Below are 17,119 nucleotides of genomic sequence, written 5' to 3' on the forward strand. Positions count from 1 at the left end.
GCCGACGGATTGGTCTCGCGGATGATGCGCTCGACCTCGTCGCCGGTGCCGACAGGCACGGTCGACTTCGTCACCACGACGGTGAAGCCGGAGAGCGACTGCGCGATCTCTTTCGCGGCGGCGTAGACATAGGAGAGATCGGCATGACCGTCACCGCGGCGCGACGGCGTGCCGACCGCGATGAACACGGCGTCGGCATCCGCAACCGGCTTGGACAGGTCGGTGGTGAAGCCGAGCCGCTTGGCCTTGACGTTGTTGGCGACCAGCTCGTCCAGGCCCGGCTCGTAGATCGGGATCTCGCCACGATGCAGCGCTGCGATCTTCTTCTCGTCCTTGTCGACGCAGGTGACGTCGTGACCGAAATCCGCAAAGCAGGCCCCAGACACCAGTCCGACGTAGCCTGTTCCGATCATCGCGATTCGCATGAAAATCCCTGCTCTGGCTTGGTTAACGAAACCCCGGATATAGGGCGGTTTAGCATTTTCTCGACAGAAGGAAACCGTCCGGACGCGAAAACCGGCATGCGAATTGTAGAAGTAAAGAAATCCTAAGCCACGGGGCTGCACACTGCCCCACGCCCGTACAGAACCGGGCGGAATACGCCTCGAAAAGGGACACCATGGCATCACCAGGCACATCAGCCGCGAGCCGGGGACCTAGCGCCTCGCCCGCCGCGCGTGTCGACTGGGTCGACTACGCCAAGGGTATCTGCATCATCATGGTCGTGATGATGCATTCGGTGCTGGGGGTCGAGCTCGCCGCCGGTGAACCCGGGTTCATGCATCTGCTCGTGGCCTTCGCAAAGCCATTCCGGATGCCGGACTTCTTCCTGATATCTGGTCTGTTCCTGCCACTGGTGATCGATCGGGACTGGCGAACCTATCTCGACCGCAAGGTGGTGCATTTCGCCTATTTTTATGTCGTCTGGGTGACAATCCAGTTCGGCTTCAAGGCCCCCGCCTTCGCGGCCGAAACCGGCTGGCGCGACGTCGGCCTGCTGTATCTGGAATCTTTCATCGAGCCGTTCGGCACGCTCTGGTTCATCTATCTGCTGCCGGTCTTCTTCGTTGTCACAAAACTGACACGGCGAATCCCCTCGGCCGCGATCTGGATCGTCGCAGCAGCGCTGGAGACGGCCCGCATCACGACAGGCTGGACCGCGATCGACGAGTTCTGCGCGCGCTTCGTCTATTTCTATTCCGGTTATCTGTTCGCGCCCTACGTGTTTGCACTGTCGGACCGCGCAAGAAGCCATCCCGCGCTTGCACTCGCGGCGCTCGCGACCTGGGCGCTGGTCAATGCCGGCATCGTCGCATCAGGCGCCAGCGAGTGGAAGATCGTCTCGCTCCTGCTCGGCTTCGCCGGCGCCTGCGCCATCATCACATCAGGCACGCTGCTGGCGCGCGCTGGATGGTGCAATTTCCTGCGGTTCTGCGGCGAGCATTCGATCGTGATCTATCTCGCCTTCTTCCTGCCGATGGCGGCGACGCGAACGCTGCTGCTGCACACAGGCATCATTCCCGATATCGGCGCGATGTCGCTGATCGTCACCATCGTCGGCGTGCTCGGATCGCTCGCGATCTGGCAGATCGCGCTGCGACTGCACGCCGACTTCCTGTTCGAGCGACCCGACGCATTCTGGATCGCGCCAAAGAAGGTCGGACCGGTGTTGCAGGCGGCGGAATAGACCGCTTCAGGGGCGCAGATACAAAGCGCCCGTCGTCCGCCCGGCCTCGAGGTCGGCCTGAGCCCGCGCCGCGTCCTGCAAGCTGTAGGCTGTGCCGCCCACTTGCAGCACACCATCGGTGATCGCGGCAAGCACCCGCTCGGCAGAACGGCGATACGCATCGGCATCGTTCATGTGCGCCATGACGCTCGGCCGCGCCAGCATCAGGCTCCGCCGCGGCCCGAGATCGTGAACATCGACCGATGGGATCGGCCCGGCCGACTGGCCAATACTGGCCACGACGCCGAAGGGCCGCACGCAGCCAAGCGTCTTCTGCAGCGTCGTCCCGCCGACGCCGTCATAGGCGACATCGACGCCGCGCCCGGCGGTGACATCGGCGATGGCTGCGGCAAAATCGGCATCCCGCCCAATGATCACATGAGACGCACCGGCAGCGCGGGCGATCTCGGCCTTGGCCTGTGATCCGACGGTCCCGATCACGATCGCCCCTGTTACGCTGGCCCAGCGCGTCAGAAGCTGTCCGAGCCCTCCTGCGGCGCTATGGACGAGAATTGTCGTGCCGCCGCCAACCGGGAAAACACGATTGAGCAGCATGTCGGCCGTGATGCCCTTGACGAACGCAGAGGCGACCGCCTCATCCGGAATGCCGGCGGGAAGCTTCACACAGCGCCAGGCCGGCAAATTGCGCTCGGACGCGTAGGCGCCGACCGGCGCACCCGCATAGGCGATGCGGTCGCCCACCTCGAGACCGGTCACTTCCGGCCCCAGCGCCGCAATGACGCCCACCGCCTCAACGCCTGGAATGCGCTCGGGTGGAAGCGCGTAGAGACCCTTGCGCTGATAAATGTCGATGGAATTCACACCGATTGCGGTCTGCTGCAACCGGATTTCGCCGCGGCCTGGCGGCGGCAGGTCTGCGCTCACCAGCTCGAGCTGGTCTACGCCGCCGGGGCTCTTCAATCTCACGAACACGGCCATATCGGGTCCTCCTGTCGATGACGGAGGGACTATGGAATGACGCCACAATCTGCGAAACTGCCCAAGATTGAGATCCTGATGTGAGAATTCGCACAAATGGACTGGACCGACCTGCAGCATTTCCTGGCACTCGCACGCGAGGGCACCCTGTCCGCCGCGGCGAGGAGCCTCAACGTCGACCATGTCACCGTGGCCCGCCGCGTCGCTGCCCTGGAAGCATCCTTGTCGCTCAAGCTCGTTGACCGCAGGCCGCGCAGCTATGAACTCACAGAGAACGGCAAGCGCATCGCCAAGATCGGAGCTCCGATGGCCGAGACGGCATTTGCGGTTGAGCGCGCCGTGCAGGCTTCGAAGTCCGGGATCGGCGGCGAGATCACGATCAGCGCGCCACCTTCGCTGGCCAACGTCCTGATCGCGCCGAAGCTGATCCGGCTGCGACAACAGCATCCCGGCATCAGAATCAAGCTGATCGGCGAGAAGCGCACGGCCTCGCTCAACCGTCGCGAGGCGGATCTCGCGCTTCGGCTGTCGCGTCCGACGGAACCAGGGCTGATCGCGCGCAAGATCGGCTATTTCGAGTTCGCCCTCTATGGCTCGCCGGACTATCTGAAGAGGACGCCACCGCATGCTTTCGCATTCGTCGCCTACGATTCCAGCATGGACGAAGCGCCTCAGCAGCGATGGCTGATGCGCTTCGCGGCATCGCGCGAGATCGTGCTTCGCACCAGCGATCTGGAGAACCAGGCGGCGGCCGCAAGGACGGGAATGGGTCTGGCGGCCTTGCCGAAATTCCTCGGCGAGGCGGATCCGCAGCTGGAACGTTATGACGTCGGCGGCCGTCCCGTCGGGCGCGAGGTCTGGCTGGTTGTCCATCGCGACCTGCGCCGCACGCCCACGATACGCGCTGTTGCAGGTTTCATCGAGGACTGCCTGGCCTGAGGCCACGATTTGCTGTGCGAGTCGGCAAAATAGCGATCCGCCGAGGCTGTCTTTTGCCGCAAAAATTCATACATTGCGGCCATGCCCAAGAGCTCCCAAACGACATCCCCGAAGACCTCCGCCAAAGCCGACACCAAGCCCACTGCTGCGACAGCTGCTGCCAAACCGGTCGCGGCCAAGGCGGCCGGCAAAGGCGACCATATCTTCCTGGTCGATGGTTCCGGCTACATCTTCCGCGCCTATCACGCATTGCCGCCGCTGAACCGCAAGTCCGACGGCTTGCAGGTCAATGCCGTGCTCGGCTTCTGCAACATGCTGTGGAAGCTTTTGCGTGACATGCCGGCCGACAACCGGCCGACGCATCTGGCGATCGTGTTCGACAAGTCGGAAGTCACCTTCCGCAACAAGATCTATCCCGAGTACAAGGCGCACCGGCCGCCGGCGCCTGACGATCTGATCCCGCAATTTGCCCTGATCCGCGAGGCCGTGCGCGCCTTCGACCTCCCCTGCCTGGAACAAGGCGGCTTCGAGGCGGACGACCTGATCGCCACTTATGCGCGGCAGGCGAGCGAACGCGGCGCCACCACGACCATCGTGTCCTCCGACAAGGATCTGATGCAGCTCGTGAACGACAAGATCGTCATGTACGACACCATGAAGGATCGTCGCATCGGCATCCCTGAAGTGATCGAGAAATTCGGCGTGCCGCCGGAGAAGGTGGTTGAAGTTCAGGCGCTGGCCGGCGATTCCACCGACAACGTGCCCGGCGTGCCCGGCATCGGTATCAAGACCGCGGCGCAGCTGATCGTCGAATATGGCGATCTCGAACAGCTCCTGTTCCGCGCCACCGAGATCAAGCAGCCGAAGCGCCGCGAAGCGCTGATCGAGAATGCCGACAAGGCGCGGATCTCGCGCCAACTCGTCCTGCTCGACGACAAGGTCGACCTTGAGGTGCCGCTCGACGACCTCGCCGTCCACGAGCCCGATGCGCGCAAGCTGATCGCCTTCCTGAAGGCCATGGAATTCACGACGCTGACGCGCCGCGTCGCCGACTATTCGCAGATCGATCCCGCCAATATCGATGCTGATGCCTCGAACAGCAGCGGCGCGAGAGGTGGCGACGCAGCGAAGGCTAAACCGAGCGAAACCTCCGGCGATCTGTTCGCAGCTCCAGTTGCCATCGCAAAGGGCGGCGACAAGGGCGACAAATCGGCGAGCCTCAAGGGCGCACCGATCTCGCTCGCCGCCTCGCGCGAGGAAGCGCTGCGCAAGCTTCCGGTTGACCGAGCCAAGTACGAAACGATCAAATCGCTGAAAGAGCTCAACGCCTTCATCGCACGCATCCATGATTCCGGCCATGTCGCGATCGAGATCAAGGCCAATTCGATCGATCCCATGCAGGCCGATCTCTGCGGCGTGGCGCTGGCGCTGGCACCGAACGAGGCCTGCTATGTGCCGCTGGCACACAAGCAGTCCGGCGGCGGCGCCGGACTGTTCGACGCCGGCCTCGCGCCGGATCAGGTCAAGCACACCGATGCAATCGAGGCGCTGCGACCGGTGCTTGAATCAGCCGGCATCATCAAGATCGGCTTCGACGTCAAATTCGCCGCCGTGATGCTGGCGCAGCACGGCATCACCCTGCGCAACGCCGACGATGCGCAGTTGATCTCCTATGTTCTCGATGCCGGCCGCGGCTCGCACGCGCTGGAATCGCTGTCCGAGCGCTGGTTCGGCCACGCCATGCTGAAGGAGAGCGAGCTGCTCGGCGGCGGCAAGAGCAAGATCACCTTCGATCAGGTGCCGATCGACAAGGCAGCGCCGCTGTCGGCAGAGGGCGCCGACATCGCCTTGCGGGTCTGGCGCGTGCTGAAGCCGCGCCTCGTCGCAGAACACATGAACACGGTTTACGAAACGCTGGAGCGGCCGCTGGTCTCGGTGCTCGCACGCATGGAGCGTCGCGGCATCTCGATCGACCGCCAGGTGCTGTCGCGTCTATCAGGCGACTTTGCCCAGACTGCCGCGCGCGTCGAGGCCGAGATCCAGGAGATCGCCGGCGAGCCCGTCAATGTCGGCAGCCCCAAGCAGATCGGCGACATCCTGTTCGGCAAGATGGGCCTGCCAGGTGGCACCAAGACCAAGACCGGCGCGTGGTCGACCACGGCGCAGGTGCTCGACGAGCTCGCCGAGCAGGGCCATGATTTTCCGCGGAAGATCTTGGAGTGGCGCCAGGTCTCGAAGCTGAAATCGACCTATACCGATGCACTGCCGACCTATGTCAATCCGCAGACCCATCGCGTGCACACGACCTACGCGCTGGCCGCGACCACCACGGGCCGGCTGTCGTCGAACGAGCCGAACCTTCAGAACATCCCTGTACGCACCGAGGACGGCCGAAAAATTCGCCGCGCCTTCATTGCGACACCCGGACACAAGCTGGTCTCCGCCGACTATTCGCAGATCGAATTGCGCCTGCTGGCGGAGATCGCGGACATTCCCGTGCTGAAGCAGGCATTCAAGGACGGCCTCGACATCCACGCGATGACGGCGTCGGAAATGTTCGGCGTGCCGATCAAGGGCATGCCGAGCGAAATCCGCCGCCGCGCCAAGGCGATCAATTTCGGCATCATCTACGGCATCTCCGCGTTCGGCCTCGCCAACCAGCTCGGCATCGCCCGCGAAGAGGCTTCGGCCTACATCAAGAAGTATTTTGAGCGCTTCCCCGGCATCCGCGCCTATATGGACGAGACGCGCGACTTCTGCCGAAGCCACGGCTACGTCACCACGCTGTTCGGCCGCAAGTGCCACTACCCTGATATCAAGGCGTCCAACGCCTCGGTGCGCGCCTTCAATGAGCGCGCGGCGATCAACGCCCGGCTTCAAGGCACCGCCGCCGACATCATTCGCCGCGCCATGACGCGCGTCGAGGACGCGCTCGCCGAGAAGAAGCTCTCGGCGCAGATGCTGCTCCAGGTGCATGACGAATTGATCTTCGAGGTGCCGGACGCGGAGGTCGAGAAGACGCTTCCCGTCGTCCAGCACGTGATGCAGGACGCGCCGTTCCCGGCCGTGCTGCTGTCGGTGCCGCTGCATGTGGACGCGCGCGCGGCGAAGAACTGGGACGAGGCGCACTGACGGCCATCCCATGAAGATCGCAGCCATCTCCGGAAGCCTGCGGGCCGGTTCGAGCAATACAGCCGTGTTGCGCGCAGCCGCGCAGCTTGCCCCTGCTGGCGTCGAGGTGATCCTGTTCGAGGGAATTGCCGGCCTGCCTTTCTTCAATCCGGATCTCGATGGCGACGATGTGCCTGCGCCTGTCGGCGCGATGCGGGAGCTGATCGGACGCGTCGACGGGCTCCTGATCTCGAGTCCCGAATATGCCCGCGGCGTCGCGGGCGTATTGAAGAACGCGCTCGACTGGCTGGTGGGGAGTCATGAATTCCCTGACAAGCCCGTCGCGCTGATCAACACCTCACCGCGCGCAACGCACGCGCTGGCCGCCCTGACGCTGACGCTGGAGACGATGTCGGCGCGGCTCGCCACGGAGGCCTGCGTGACCCTGCCGCTGCTGGGCGGCGCCTGGGACGAACATGGCATCGCCGCCGATCCTGTCCTCGCGGAGCCTTTACGTTTGGCGGTGGAGCGCTTCGCTGCGTTTATCCGCACCGCGCAGGCGGGGACGTAGAACCGAACCGAATTGTCCTCCGTGCAATTGCGCGATGGCCGCGCGGTCCCGCGCCTATTAGAACCGCTGCATCTCCCGCACCGGTTCAGCCATGCCCCACACCTCCGCTCTGCTCGGCTTCGCCCTCGTCTGCCTCGGTCTCGTGCTCACGCCTGGGCCGAACATGATCTATCTGATCTCGCGCTCGATCACGCAGGGACCGGCGGCCGGCATCGTCTCGCTCGGCGGCGTTGCGCTGGGCTTCGTGTTCTACATGCTGTGTGCGGCGTTCGGCATTACGGCGCTGTTGCTCGCCATTCCCTTCGCCTATGACGCGCTGCGCTTTGCCGGCGCCGGCTACATGCTCTGGCTGGCCTGGCAGGCGGTGAAGCCGGGCGGCCGCTCGCCGTTCCAGGTGAAGCAGCTCGCGATCGACAGCCCGCCCAAATTGTTCACGATGGGGCTCGTCACCAATCTGCTCAATCCGAAGATCGCGATGCTGTATCTCGCTCTGCTGCCACAGTTCATCGACCCCACGGCCGGCAGCGTGCTGACCCAGTCGGTGGCGCTGGGCGCGATCCAGATCGCGATCAGCGTCAGCGTCAATGCGATCATCGCGCTCGCGGCCGGATCGATCGCGCTGTTCCTGGCGAGCCGGCCGAGCTGGATGCTGGTCCAGCGCTGGCTGATGGGCACCGTGCTGGCGGGCCTTGCCGTGCGGATGGCCGTGGAAGCGAAGAAGGTGTGATCTTCACCTCTCCCCGCCTGCGGGGAGAGGTCGGATTGCGGAGCAATCCGGGTGAGGGGGCACAGGTCTCACGGGCATCTCATCTGCGGAGACAGGCCCCCACACCCCAACCCTCTCCCCGTAACAACGGGGAGAGAGAGAAGAGAAGCCTCAATCCAGCTTCGCCTCCATCCCCCGCTTCACGGCCGGACGCGCCATCAGCGTCTCGTACCAGCGCTTGACGTTGGGGAAATCGGCCAGATCCACCTTGTGGCGGGGATGGCGCCAGGCCCACCCGAGGATGGCGAAATCGGCGACCGAGAGGTTGCCGGCGACGAACTCGCGGCTATCGAGGCGACGGTCGAGCACGCCGTAAAGCCGGCGGGTCTCCGCCATGTAGCGCTTGAGCCCATAGGCGCGGTCCTGCTCGTTCTCGAGCGCAATGAAATGATGCACCTGGCCGGGCATCGGGCCAAAGCCGCCCATCTGCCACATCAGCCATTCGTAGACCGGAATGCGCTCGCCAAGCGATTTGGGCAGGAATTTGCCGGTCTTTTCGCCGAGATAGAGCAGGATCGCGCCGGATTCGAAGATGCTGACCGGCTTGCCGTCCGGGCCCTCCGGGTCGAGGATCGCGGGGATCTTGTTGTTGGGGGACAGTTTGAGGAACCCGGGCGCCATCTGCTCGCCCTTGGTGATGTTCACCGGAACCACCTTGTAGGGCAGCCCCATTTCCTCCAGCGCGACCGAGATTTTGCGGCCGTTCGGCGTGTTCCAGGTGTGCAGCTCGATGGTCATTTGCCTGTTTCCTTACCCGGTTTCTTGCCCAGTTTCTTGCCCGCGATATCGGGCATCCACCTACTCCAGGAGCTTGCACCCCCACAACCGGCGGAGCGGGATGGCCGATCCCTGTTGACGGTAGACACCCCCACTGGAATGTCGTGGCGGTCGCGGATAAATTCCGCCACCTCTCAAAAACGCTGTTCGAGGGACCACCGTGTCGAAATCTGCCTCCCGTGCCCGCCTGTTCGAAATCATCCGCCGCCGCTCCTTCGGCCGGGGCGAGGTGACGCTCGCGTCGGGCCGCAAGAGCGATTTCTATTTCAACCTCAAGCCGACCATGCTCGACCCCGAGGGCGCGACGCTGCTCGCCGAGCTCACCTATGAGACGCTGAAGGACGACAATCTCGATTTCATCGGCGGGCTCGAGATGGGCGCGGTGCCGCTCGCCGGTGCGCTGGCGCAGATCTCCTGGATCAAGGGCCACCCGATCGCGGCCTTCTTCGTGCGCAAGAAGCCGAAGGAGCATGGCGCCAAGCTGGCGATCGAAGGCCTGCCCAAAGGCGAGACGCTCGCCGGCAAGCGCGTCGTGATCGTCGAGGACGTCACCACGACAGGCGGCTCGGCCATGAAGGCCGTGGAATCCGTGCGCGAGACCGGTGCCGAAGTCGTGCTGGTGCTGACCATGGTCGACCGCGAGGAAGGCGCCACCGACACCTTTGGCGCAGCCGGCCTGCCGTTCCGCTCGCTGTACAAGGCGTCGGAATTCCTGAAGGCCTAAGCGGCCGCGCTGCGCCCCCTCAACCGCTCATTTACCATCCCGCTTTATGGTGAATCATGTGCTGAGACCTGACGGTCCCGGCCGGTTCAGTAGCGTCGGGTGGAGTAAGCGTTGCGTACCATTGTGTCCCATGCGCGCCGGCGGCGTCGCGCGATGCTTGTGGCCGCCATTCTCGCAGGCCCGCTGCTTGCAGCCCCCGCCCCGGTTTCAGCCGAGGGCCTGTTCGACTTCTTCTTCGGCGGACTACAGCAGCAGCGGCCCCAGCGCGACGTGCCGCCGCAGGCGAGCTCCTTCGTCGATCCCTTCGCCAGTCAGCAGACCCAAGGCCAGCCCCAATATGTGCCACCGACACGCACGGCGGCGGCGGGCGGCTCCGGCCCTGCGTTCTGCGTGCGTAGCTGCGACGGCAAATATTTTCCGCTGATGCGCGGCCTCGCTTCGCCGGCGCAGATGTGTCAGGCCTTCTGCCCTGCCACCGCGACAAAAGTGTATTTCGGCTCCTCGATCGACGGCGCTTATTCACAGACCGGCGAGCGCTACGCCGACAGCGAGAACGCCTTCGCCTACCGCAAGGCGCTGCGCGCGGACTGCACCTGCAACGGCCGCGAGCCGGCCGGGCTGGCACCGGTCGATCTGACGCTCGACGGTTCGCTGAAGGCCGGCGATGTCATCGCCACCACCGATGGTCTCGTTGCCTATACCGGCATCCGCCTCGGCCAGGAGCAGACCGCGGAGTTCACTCCGGTCGCGTCCTATCCCGGCCTCACCGCACAGGTTCGCGCTCGCCTCGGCGAGATGAAGGTGGCGCCGGTGCGCGCGGAGACAGTGGCGGCCGATGCCCCGGCCGCCGAGATCGTACGCGAGACGCTGCCTGACGTGACGGCCGTGCCGAAGGCAACGGCGAAATCGGCGAAGCGGGCGGGGCTGGATTAAGGCCCGACTGTTTCCACACCGTCATTGCGAACGTAGCGAAGCGATGACGGTGGTCGCACTACCGCCCGATGATCACCCCGATCACATTCGGCGCGGCCAGATATTTCTCCTCGATCGCAGCGCGCGCGGCGGCGCGATTTTCGGCCGTCAGCAGGCCGCGCTTCTCGGCCAAAATCATCCAGCAGAAGCCCCACCAATCGGTCAGCATGCCGGTCTCGCCGACGAGGTCATAGCCCTGCTCGGCTGCGAAGATGCGCGCATGGGCTTCGTCCAGCGTGTCGAGGAAATGATGATCCTCGGGCGCGAACAGATCGTCGCTGATGTCGTCGATGGTGTAGCCCCAGATCGACTGGCACACCGCGTTGAACTCGCGGTCGAACTGGTCGTCGTCGACCGCATGACGCCGCGCCGCCTGGTGCAGCCGCGACAGCGACCGCGCGAAATCGGCGATCCGGGTGAGTGCAAACTGATCGAAGGCAATGGTGGACATGTAGTCCTCGCGACGGCTGTCAGACCCTAGATATTGTGTCGGCAATGCGCCGAATCACAATGATATATCAAAGACTTGCTAAAGTGTTCTTAATTTGTTCCAAGGGAATGGCAATACGAAGTCGAAGGTCTTTTCTCTTTGTAGAAGAGCTTGTTGGAGGACCTACACGTGAGACGACAGGATGCAATCCGAATGGCACTCGAACTAGGCCGTCCGATGGGTATCATCACATTCGATCAACTCAACGACTTGTTGCCAACAACCACCATGACCCCCGAAGACATCGAAGCGGTCATGCAGGCGCCTAGCGACGAAGAATAGACCTCGTCGAAAGTGACCCGTCATAGGGTTCGCCAGGACGACGATGGGCGGCAGTTCGCTTCGCCCCAGCTCGCCTCAATTCGCCGCCGACATCAACCTGTCCCCGCACGCGCTGGCGTAAAACTTGCCGCCGCATTGGCGCTTGATGGCGGCGCAGCGCTGCGCAGGCGTGGCGTTTTGCGGGAGGGAGAAGCCGCAGCTGAGGCCATCAGCGCTGCGCTTGCCGGCGGCGAAGGCGGCGCTCGAACTGGCGATGCAGATGACGAGAAGCGCTGCGGCCGCGATTTCGATCAGCAGTCTCATGAGGCGTCTCCTCCACAGTGATGGCTGAATCTGCGCTCACTGTAGCACCAAATCAGCGTTTCTCCGTGCTGGTCCGGGTTCCCAAAGCGGCCCGTTCCTTGCATAATTTTACGCCAGCGCAGTGCACTGCCGCGCCAGCGATGGTTCCGGTGCAGGGGCAAGACCTTTAGAGTTACAAGACGCGTAGGGTTTAGTGGTGTTTCAGTCGACCAGGAAGTGACGGCCTTGCAAGATCAATCGTTCCAGTCAAGTTTCCCAGCCCCCGGTCAGCCCATCGACGAGCTCGCGCTGGCGGAGATCAAGGGCGCGATCCTGGCGAAGCTGCGCCTTGCCATCGGCAAGGACGCGGGCATGGCAACCAGGCACGACTGGTACCAGGCCGCGGCACTGGCGCTGCGCGACCGTATCGTGCACCGCTGGCTCTCGGCCGAGAAGCGCAGCTACGACGCGGGCCGCAAGCGCGTCTATTATCTCTCGCTCGAATTCCTGATCGGCCGTCTCTTCACCGACGCACTCAACAACATGGGGCTCTTGAAGATCTTCGAGGTCGCGCTCGGCGATCTCGGCGTTTCGCTGCCCGAGCTGCGCAAATGCGAGCCGGATGCGGCGCTCGGCAATGGCGGCCTCGGCCGTCTCGCCGCCTGCTTCATGGAGAGCATGGCGACGCTGTCGATCCCCGCGATCGGCTACGGCATCCGCTACGATTACGGTCTGTTTCGCCAGATCATCAATCAAGGCTGGCAGCAGGAATATCCGGACGAATGGCTCGGCTTCGGCAATCCCTGGGAATTGCAGCGGCCGGAAGTGATCTACGACGTCAATTTCGGCGGCGGCGTCGAGCATGTCGACGACAAGGGCCGCGACCGCGCGATCTGGCATCCGGGCGAGACCGTGCAAGCGATAGCCTATGACACGCCGATCGTCGGCTGGCGCGGCCAGCACGTCAATGCGCTGCGGCTGTGGTCGGCGCGCTCGCCCGATCCGCTCAAGCTCGATGCCTTCAACATGGGCGACTATGTCAGCGCCAGCGCCGAGCAATCGCGCGCGGAGGCGATCTGCAAATTCCTCTATCCGAACGACGAGAGCCCGGCGGGCCGCGAGCTGCGGCTGCGGCAGGAATATTTCTTCGTCTCGGCCTCGCTGCAGGATCTGATCAAGCGGCACCTGTCATCCGATGGCCAGCTGCGCAGCCTGTCGGCCAAGGTCGCAGTGCAGCTCAACGACACCCATCCGAGCCTTGCCGTCACCGAGCTGATGCGCATCCTCGTCGACCTCCATAATTTCCGCTGGGACGAGGCCTGGAAGATCACCGTCGCGACGCTGTCCTACACCAACCACACGCTGCTGCCCGAAGCGCTGGAGACCTGGCCGGTCGAGCTGTTCGAGCGGCTCTTGCCGCGCCATCTCGAGATTATCTACCGCATCAACGTGCAGCATCTCGCGCTTGCCGAAGCGCGCGCGCCCGGCGACATCGACTTCCGTGCCTCGGTCTCGCTGATCGACGAGAGGAGCGGCCGCCGCGTGCGCATGGGCCAGCTCGCCTTCGTCGGCTCGCACCGCATCAACGGCGTCTCGGCGATGCATTCGGACCTGATGCGCGAGACCGTGTTCCACGATCTCAACCATCTCTATCCCGGCCGCATCACCAACAAGACCAACGGCATCACCTTCCGCCGCTGGCTGATGCTGGCGAACCCGAGGCTGACCGATCTCTTGCGCGAGACCTGCGGCGAAGCCGTGCTCGACGACCCGACCCAGCTCTCGCTGATCGAGGCGCGCGCCAGCGACGCCGAATTCCAGAAGAAATTCCGCAGCGTCAAGCTCCACAACAAGACGGCGCTGGCCCGCCTGATCGGCGAGCGGCTCGGCATCAAGGTGGACCCGACCGCTTTGTTCGACGTGCAGATTAAGCGCATCCACGAATACAAGCGTCAGCTCCTGAACATCATCGAGACGGTCGCGCTGTACCAGTCGATCAAGGACGATCCCAACGGCAATTGGGTGCCGCGGGTGAAGATCTTTGCCGGCAAGGCGGCGGCAAGCTACCGCTACGCAAAACTGATCATCAAGCTGATCAACGACGTCGCCGAAGTCGTCAACAACGATTCCACGATCGGCGGCAAGCTGAAGGTCGTCTTCCTGCCCGACTATAATGTCAGCCTCGCCGAAGTGATCATTCCCGCGGCCGACCTGTCCGAACAGATCTCCACCGCCGGCATGGAAGCCTCCGGCACCGGCAACATGAAGCTGGCGCTCAACGGCGCCATCACCATCGGCACGCTCGACGGCGCCAATATCGAGATTCGCGACCAGGTCGGCGTGGAGAACATCGCGATCTTCGGCATGGAAGCCGGCGACGTCATGATCCGTCGCAAGCAGGGGCTGGACGCCTCGGACGTGATCCGCAATTCGCCGAAGCTGCAGCGCGCCATCAACGCGATCGGCGCCGGCGAGTTCTCGCCCGGCGATCCCGGCCGCTTCGAATCGATCGCGCATGCGCTGCGCTATCTCGACCATTACATGGTCAGCGCCGATTTCGATTCCTATTACGAGACGCAGCGCGCTGTCGACGCGCGCTGGCAGGTGGCGCCGGCCTGGACGAGAGCCTCCATCCTCAATGTCGCGCGCATGGCCTGGTTCTCGTCCGATCGTACCATCCGCGAATATGCCGAGGAGATCTGGAACGTGCCGGTCAATCCGATCACGCCGCCATTCCAGACAGCCGAAGATCGGCGCGACGCAACCGGCTGATATTTCCGCGGCGTGGAAGCGGCTACGTCTGAGGTAATTGCGCAAGCCGGCGATGGACGTGATATGACGTTCGTCATTGAACGCCGGACATCACCATGCACGCCAAGCTCCCACACCCTTTCGATGACGCGACCCGCATCACCGCCGGTGACTCGAGCTGGCAGGGGCACACCAGCGACGACTACTGGGCCTTCGTCGGTCCATTCGGCGGCGCCACCGCCGCGACCATCCTGCGCGCGCTGATCGAGCATCCGCAAGCCGCCGGCGATCCGCTGGCGCTGACCGTCAACTACTGCGCGCCGATTGCCAAAGGCCCGTTCGACCTCGATATCCGCCTGGTGAAGGCCAACCGCTCCAGCCAGCACTGGAGCGTCGAACTGTCGCAGGGCGGCGGCGAGGTCGCAACGCTCGCCACCGCAGTGTTCGCCGAGCGCCGGCCGTCCTGGGAGCACAGGGTCGCGCAATACCCTGATGCAAAGCCGTTCGAGCAGACGCTGCCATTCCCGAAGATCCAGGCATCCTGGGCCAATCAGTACGAATTCCGCTTCGTCGAGGGCGAGATGCGGCTCGGCCCGCCGCAGGCCGAGCTCGCCAGCACCTACTCGAAAATCTGGATCCGCGATCGCGAACCGCGCAAGCTCGACATGCTGTCGCTGACGTCGATGTCGGACGCCTTCTTCGGTCGCATCTTCCATGTCCGGCGCGAGCTGGTGCCGTTCGGCACGGTGTCGCTGACGACGTATTTCCATACGGACAGCGAAGAGCTCGCGGCTGAGGACGTCACGCGCGTGCTGGCGACGGCCGACTCGAAAATCATGCACAAGAGCTACGCCGACCAGAACGCCGAGCTGTGGTCGCCGAACGGACGGCTGCTCGCGACCACGACGCAGATTGCGTATTTCAAGGCGTAGTTGCTTCCCCGTCATTGCGAGCGCAGCGAAGCAATCCAGAGTCTGTCCGCGGAGACAGCCTGGATTGCGTCGCTGCGCTCGCAATGACGAGGGGAGAGATCGTGCCACAAACAAAAAGGGCGGCCTCGCGGCCGCCCTTTTGCATTGAAGACAGAGCGTTTACTCCGCCGCGAGCTTCACGTCCGGAGCCGCCGCACGCACCTCTGCATCCACCTGCGCTTCGAACTTGGCAAAGTTCTTCTGGAACATGCCGACCAGCGCGCGCGCGGTCTTGTCGAACTCGTCCTTGTCCTTCCAGGTGTTGACCGGGTTGAGGATCTCGCTCGGCACGCCCGGCAGCGCTGTCGGGACCGCGAAGCCGAAATATCTGTCGGTGCGGAATTCGACGTTGCGAAGCGAACCGTCGAGCGCGGCGGTGAGCAGCGCGCGCGTCACCTTGATCGGCATGCGCGAACCGGTGCCATACTTGCCGCCGGTCCAGCCGGTGTTGACCAGCCAGCAGTCGACATTGTGCTGGGCGATGAGATCACGCAGCATGTTGCCGTAGACGGATGGATCGAGCGGCAGGAAGGGCGAGCCGAAGCAGGTCGAGAATTCCGGCTGCGGCTCGTTGCCGAGGCCGCGCTCGGTGCCGGCGACCTTCGCGGTGTAGCCGGAGAGGAAGTGATACATCGCCTGCGCCGGCGAGAGTTTTGCGATCGGCGGCAGCACGCCGAAAGCGTCGGCGGCGAGCATCACCACGTTCTTCGGCTGCGGCGCGCGACCGGTGCGCGACGCGTTCGGGATGAAGTCGAGCGGATAGGCCGAACGCGTGTTCTCGGTCTTGGAGCCGTCGTCGAAATCGACCACGCGGGTGTCTTCGTCGAGCACGCAGTTCTCGAGCACCGCGCCGAAGCGGGTCGACGCCGCGTAGATCTCCGGCTCGGCCTCCTTCGAGAGCTTGATGCACTTGGCGTAGCAGCCGCCCTCGAAATTGAAGACGCCGTTCGGGCCCCAGCCGTGCTCGTCGTCGCCGATCAGCGTGCGGTTCGGATCGGCCGAGAGCGTGGTCTTGCCCGTCCCCGACAGTCCGAAGAAGATCGCGGTGTCGCCATTGGCGCCAACGTTCGCCGAGCAGTGCATCGGCATCACGCCGCGCTCGGGCAGGTAATAGTTCAGCGTAGTGAAGACCGACTTCTTCATCTCGCCGGCATAGTAGGAGCCACCGATCAGCACGATCTTGCGGGCGAAGTCGATCGCGACGACGTTCTCCGACCTGCAGCCATGGCGCTTGGGATCTGCGCGGAAGCTCGGCATGTCGATGATGGTAAGTTCGGGCACGAAGGTCGACAGCTCGATCGCCTCGGGGCGGATCAGCAGCGTGCGGATGAACAGCGAGTGCCAGGCGAGCTCGGTGAAGACACGCGTCTTGATGCGGTAGGCCGGATCGGCGCCGCCATAGAGATCCTGCGCGAACAGCCTCTTGCCTTCGGCATGCTTGAGGAAGTCCTGATAGAGCGTCTCGAACTGCTCAGCAGTGATCGACTGATTGCCGGCCCACCACATCTTCTTGTCGGTGGTGGCGTCACGCACCGTGAACTTGTCCTTCGGGCTGCGACCGGTGAACTCACCGGTATCAGCGCAGAGCGAACCGTCAGCGGACAGCACCGCTTCGCCCGCGGAGAGCGCGTATTGATAGAGTTGCGGCGCGCCGAGATTCCAGTGAACCTGCTTGAGATTCTTTAAGCCGAATTTGTCGGCGCCGAAGGCACCGTTTCGCACGCCCGTCTCTTGCACGAAGAATCCTCCTAGAACCCGCGACATCAAGCGCGACCAAGCTTTGGCGCCATCGCAGTCACCGTGAATTACAGGCCGGTT

General features: G+C 63.9%; 16 protein-coding genes. 10 read left to right on the top strand and 6 right to left on the bottom strand.

Annotated elements, in window-relative coordinates; translation table 11 throughout:
* On the bottom strand, nucleotides 1–425 hold a 425-nt coding region (locus L6637_RS23725; protein ID WP_338076864.1), incomplete at its 3' end, for a 2-dehydropantoate 2-reductase N-terminal domain-containing protein.
* Nucleotides 426–619: 194 nt separating this feature from the next.
* Here L6637_RS23725 and L6637_RS23730 point away from each other — a divergent pair.
* A complete protein-coding gene (locus tag L6637_RS23730) occupies nucleotides 620–1,687 on the top strand; it encodes an acyltransferase family protein (RefSeq protein WP_237859813.1) in 1,068 nt (355 codons plus the stop codon).
* A gap of 6 nt (nucleotides 1,688–1,693) precedes the next feature.
* On the opposite strand, the gene L6637_RS23735 is transcribed toward L6637_RS23730, so the two are convergent.
* Nucleotides 1,694–2,665 (bottom strand): quinone oxidoreductase family protein, encoded by a 972-nt coding sequence (locus L6637_RS23735; protein ID WP_237872148.1) that lies wholly within the window; start codon nucleotides 2,663–2,665, stop codon nucleotides 1,694–1,696.
* 96 nt (nucleotides 2,666–2,761) lie between these two features.
* On the opposite strand from L6637_RS23735, the gene L6637_RS23740 reads away from it, so the two are divergent.
* The 4 genes from L6637_RS23740 (at nucleotide 2,762) to L6637_RS23755 (ending at nucleotide 8,013) form a co-directional block, all read left to right on the top strand.
* Nucleotides 2,762–3,604, top strand: coding sequence for a LysR family transcriptional regulator (locus L6637_RS23740; protein ID WP_237859817.1), 843 nt, complete (start codon nucleotides 2,762–2,764; stop codon nucleotides 3,602–3,604).
* An 81-nt stretch (nucleotides 3,605–3,685) separates the two neighbouring features.
* Nucleotides 3,686–6,736 carry a DNA polymerase I gene (gene polA, locus L6637_RS23745; RefSeq protein WP_237859819.1) on the top strand — a complete coding sequence of 1,017 codons (3,051 nt, stop codon included), beginning with the start codon at nucleotides 3,686–3,688 and terminating at the stop codon, nucleotides 6,734–6,736.
* Between the two features lie 10 nt (nucleotides 6,737–6,746).
* Entirely contained in the window at nucleotides 6,747–7,286 is a 540-nt protein-coding gene (locus L6637_RS23750; RefSeq protein ID WP_237859820.1) for an NADPH-dependent FMN reductase, read from the top strand.
* A 91-nt stretch (nucleotides 7,287–7,377) separates the two neighbouring features.
* On the top strand, nucleotides 7,378–8,013 hold the full coding sequence (locus L6637_RS23755; RefSeq protein ID WP_237859822.1) for a LysE family translocator: 636 nt from the start codon (nucleotides 7,378–7,380) through the stop codon (nucleotides 8,011–8,013).
* Nucleotides 8,014–8,163: 150 nt separating this feature from the next.
* On the opposite strand, the gene L6637_RS23760 is transcribed toward L6637_RS23755, so the two are convergent.
* Nucleotides 8,164–8,790 (bottom strand): glutathione S-transferase family protein, encoded by a 627-nt coding sequence (locus tag L6637_RS23760; protein WP_237859824.1) that lies wholly within the window; start codon nucleotides 8,788–8,790, stop codon nucleotides 8,164–8,166.
* A 199-nt stretch (nucleotides 8,791–8,989) separates the two neighbouring features.
* Here L6637_RS23760 and pyrE point away from each other — a divergent pair, with 199 nt between their 5' ends.
* Both pyrE and L6637_RS23770 read left to right on the top strand, forming a co-directional pair.
* Nucleotides 8,990–9,553 carry an orotate phosphoribosyltransferase gene (pyrE, locus tag L6637_RS23765; protein ID WP_237859827.1) on the top strand — a complete coding sequence of 188 codons (564 nt, stop codon included), beginning with the start codon at nucleotides 8,990–8,992 and terminating at the stop codon, nucleotides 9,551–9,553.
* A 153-nt stretch (nucleotides 9,554–9,706) separates the two neighbouring features.
* The gene (locus L6637_RS23770; protein WP_237861290.1) at nucleotides 9,707–10,486 is read left to right on the top strand and encodes a DUF2865 domain-containing protein; all 780 of its coding nucleotides are present in this window, start codon (nucleotides 9,707–9,709) and stop codon (nucleotides 10,484–10,486) included.
* Nucleotides 10,487–10,544: 58 nt separating this feature from the next.
* On the opposite strand, the gene L6637_RS23775 is transcribed toward L6637_RS23770, so the two are convergent.
* The gene (locus L6637_RS23775) at nucleotides 10,545–10,976 is read right to left on the bottom strand and encodes a hypothetical protein (RefSeq protein ID WP_237859829.1); all 432 of its coding nucleotides are present in this window, start codon (nucleotides 10,974–10,976) and stop codon (nucleotides 10,545–10,547) included.
* Between the two features lie 168 nt (nucleotides 10,977–11,144).
* Here L6637_RS23775 and L6637_RS23780 point away from each other — a divergent pair, with 168 nt between their 5' ends.
* The gene (locus tag L6637_RS23780; protein WP_271608031.1) at nucleotides 11,145–11,297 is read left to right on the top strand and encodes an RNA polymerase sigma factor region1.1 domain-containing protein; all 153 of its coding nucleotides are present in this window, start codon (nucleotides 11,145–11,147) and stop codon (nucleotides 11,295–11,297) included.
* Nucleotides 11,298–11,372: 75 nt separating this feature from the next.
* On the opposite strand, the gene L6637_RS23785 is transcribed toward L6637_RS23780, so the two are convergent.
* Nucleotides 11,373–11,600 (bottom strand): hypothetical protein, encoded by a 228-nt coding sequence (locus L6637_RS23785; RefSeq protein ID WP_237859834.1) that lies wholly within the window; start codon nucleotides 11,598–11,600, stop codon nucleotides 11,373–11,375.
* A 225-nt stretch (nucleotides 11,601–11,825) separates the two neighbouring features.
* On the opposite strand from L6637_RS23785, the gene L6637_RS23790 reads away from it, so the two are divergent.
* The gene (locus L6637_RS23790) at nucleotides 11,826–14,351 is read left to right on the top strand and encodes a glycogen/starch/alpha-glucan phosphorylase (RefSeq protein ID WP_237859836.1); all 2,526 of its coding nucleotides are present in this window, start codon (nucleotides 11,826–11,828) and stop codon (nucleotides 14,349–14,351) included.
* A 95-nt stretch (nucleotides 14,352–14,446) separates the two neighbouring features.
* Nucleotides 14,447–15,262 carry an acyl-CoA thioesterase gene (locus tag L6637_RS23795; protein ID WP_237859838.1) on the top strand — a complete coding sequence of 272 codons (816 nt, stop codon included), beginning with the start codon at nucleotides 14,447–14,449 and terminating at the stop codon, nucleotides 15,260–15,262.
* A 159-nt stretch (nucleotides 15,263–15,421) separates the two neighbouring features.
* Here L6637_RS23795 and L6637_RS23800 read toward each other — a convergent pair whose 3' ends face one another.
* Complete coding sequence (locus tag L6637_RS23800) at nucleotides 15,422–17,038, bottom strand: phosphoenolpyruvate carboxykinase (protein WP_237859839.1); 1,617 nt, start codon at nucleotides 17,036–17,038, stop codon at nucleotides 15,422–15,424.
* Between the last annotated feature and the right edge of the window lie 81 nt (nucleotides 17,039–17,119).

It is taken from the genome of Bradyrhizobium zhengyangense, from assembly GCF_022012435.1.
Taxonomy (GTDB): Bacteria; Pseudomonadota; Alphaproteobacteria; order Rhizobiales; family Xanthobacteraceae; genus Bradyrhizobium; species Bradyrhizobium zhengyangense.

Coding starts and splice junctions, on each gene's coding strand:
- polA (WP_237859819.1), top strand. CDS start 3,686: ATGCCCAAGAGCTCCCAAACGACATCCCCGAAGACCTCCGCCAAAGCC.
- L6637_RS23795 (WP_237859838.1), top strand. CDS start 14,447: ATGCACGCCAAGCTCCCACACCCTTTCGATGACGCGACCCGCATCACC.
- L6637_RS23775 (WP_237859829.1), bottom strand. CDS start 10,976: ATGTCCACCATTGCCTTCGATCAGTTTGCACTCACCCGGATCGCCGAT.
- L6637_RS23735 (WP_237872148.1), bottom strand. CDS start 2,665: ATGGCCGTGTTCGTGAGATTGAAGAGCCCCGGCGGCGTAGACCAGCTC.
- L6637_RS23755 (WP_237859822.1), top strand. CDS start 7,378: ATGCCCCACACCTCCGCTCTGCTCGGCTTCGCCCTCGTCTGCCTCGGT.
- L6637_RS23740 (WP_237859817.1), top strand. CDS start 2,762: ATGGACTGGACCGACCTGCAGCATTTCCTGGCACTCGCACGCGAGGGC.
- L6637_RS23730 (WP_237859813.1), top strand. CDS start 620: ATGGCATCACCAGGCACATCAGCCGCGAGCCGGGGACCTAGCGCCTCG.
- L6637_RS23760 (WP_237859824.1), bottom strand. CDS start 8,790: ATGACCATCGAGCTGCACACCTGGAACACGCCGAACGGCCGCAAAATC.
- L6637_RS23750 (WP_237859820.1), top strand. CDS start 6,747: ATGAAGATCGCAGCCATCTCCGGAAGCCTGCGGGCCGGTTCGAGCAAT.
- L6637_RS23770 (WP_237861290.1), top strand. CDS start 9,707: ATGCTTGTGGCCGCCATTCTCGCAGGCCCGCTGCTTGCAGCCCCCGCC.
- L6637_RS23785 (WP_237859834.1), bottom strand. CDS start 11,600: ATGAGACTGCTGATCGAAATCGCGGCCGCAGCGCTTCTCGTCATCTGC.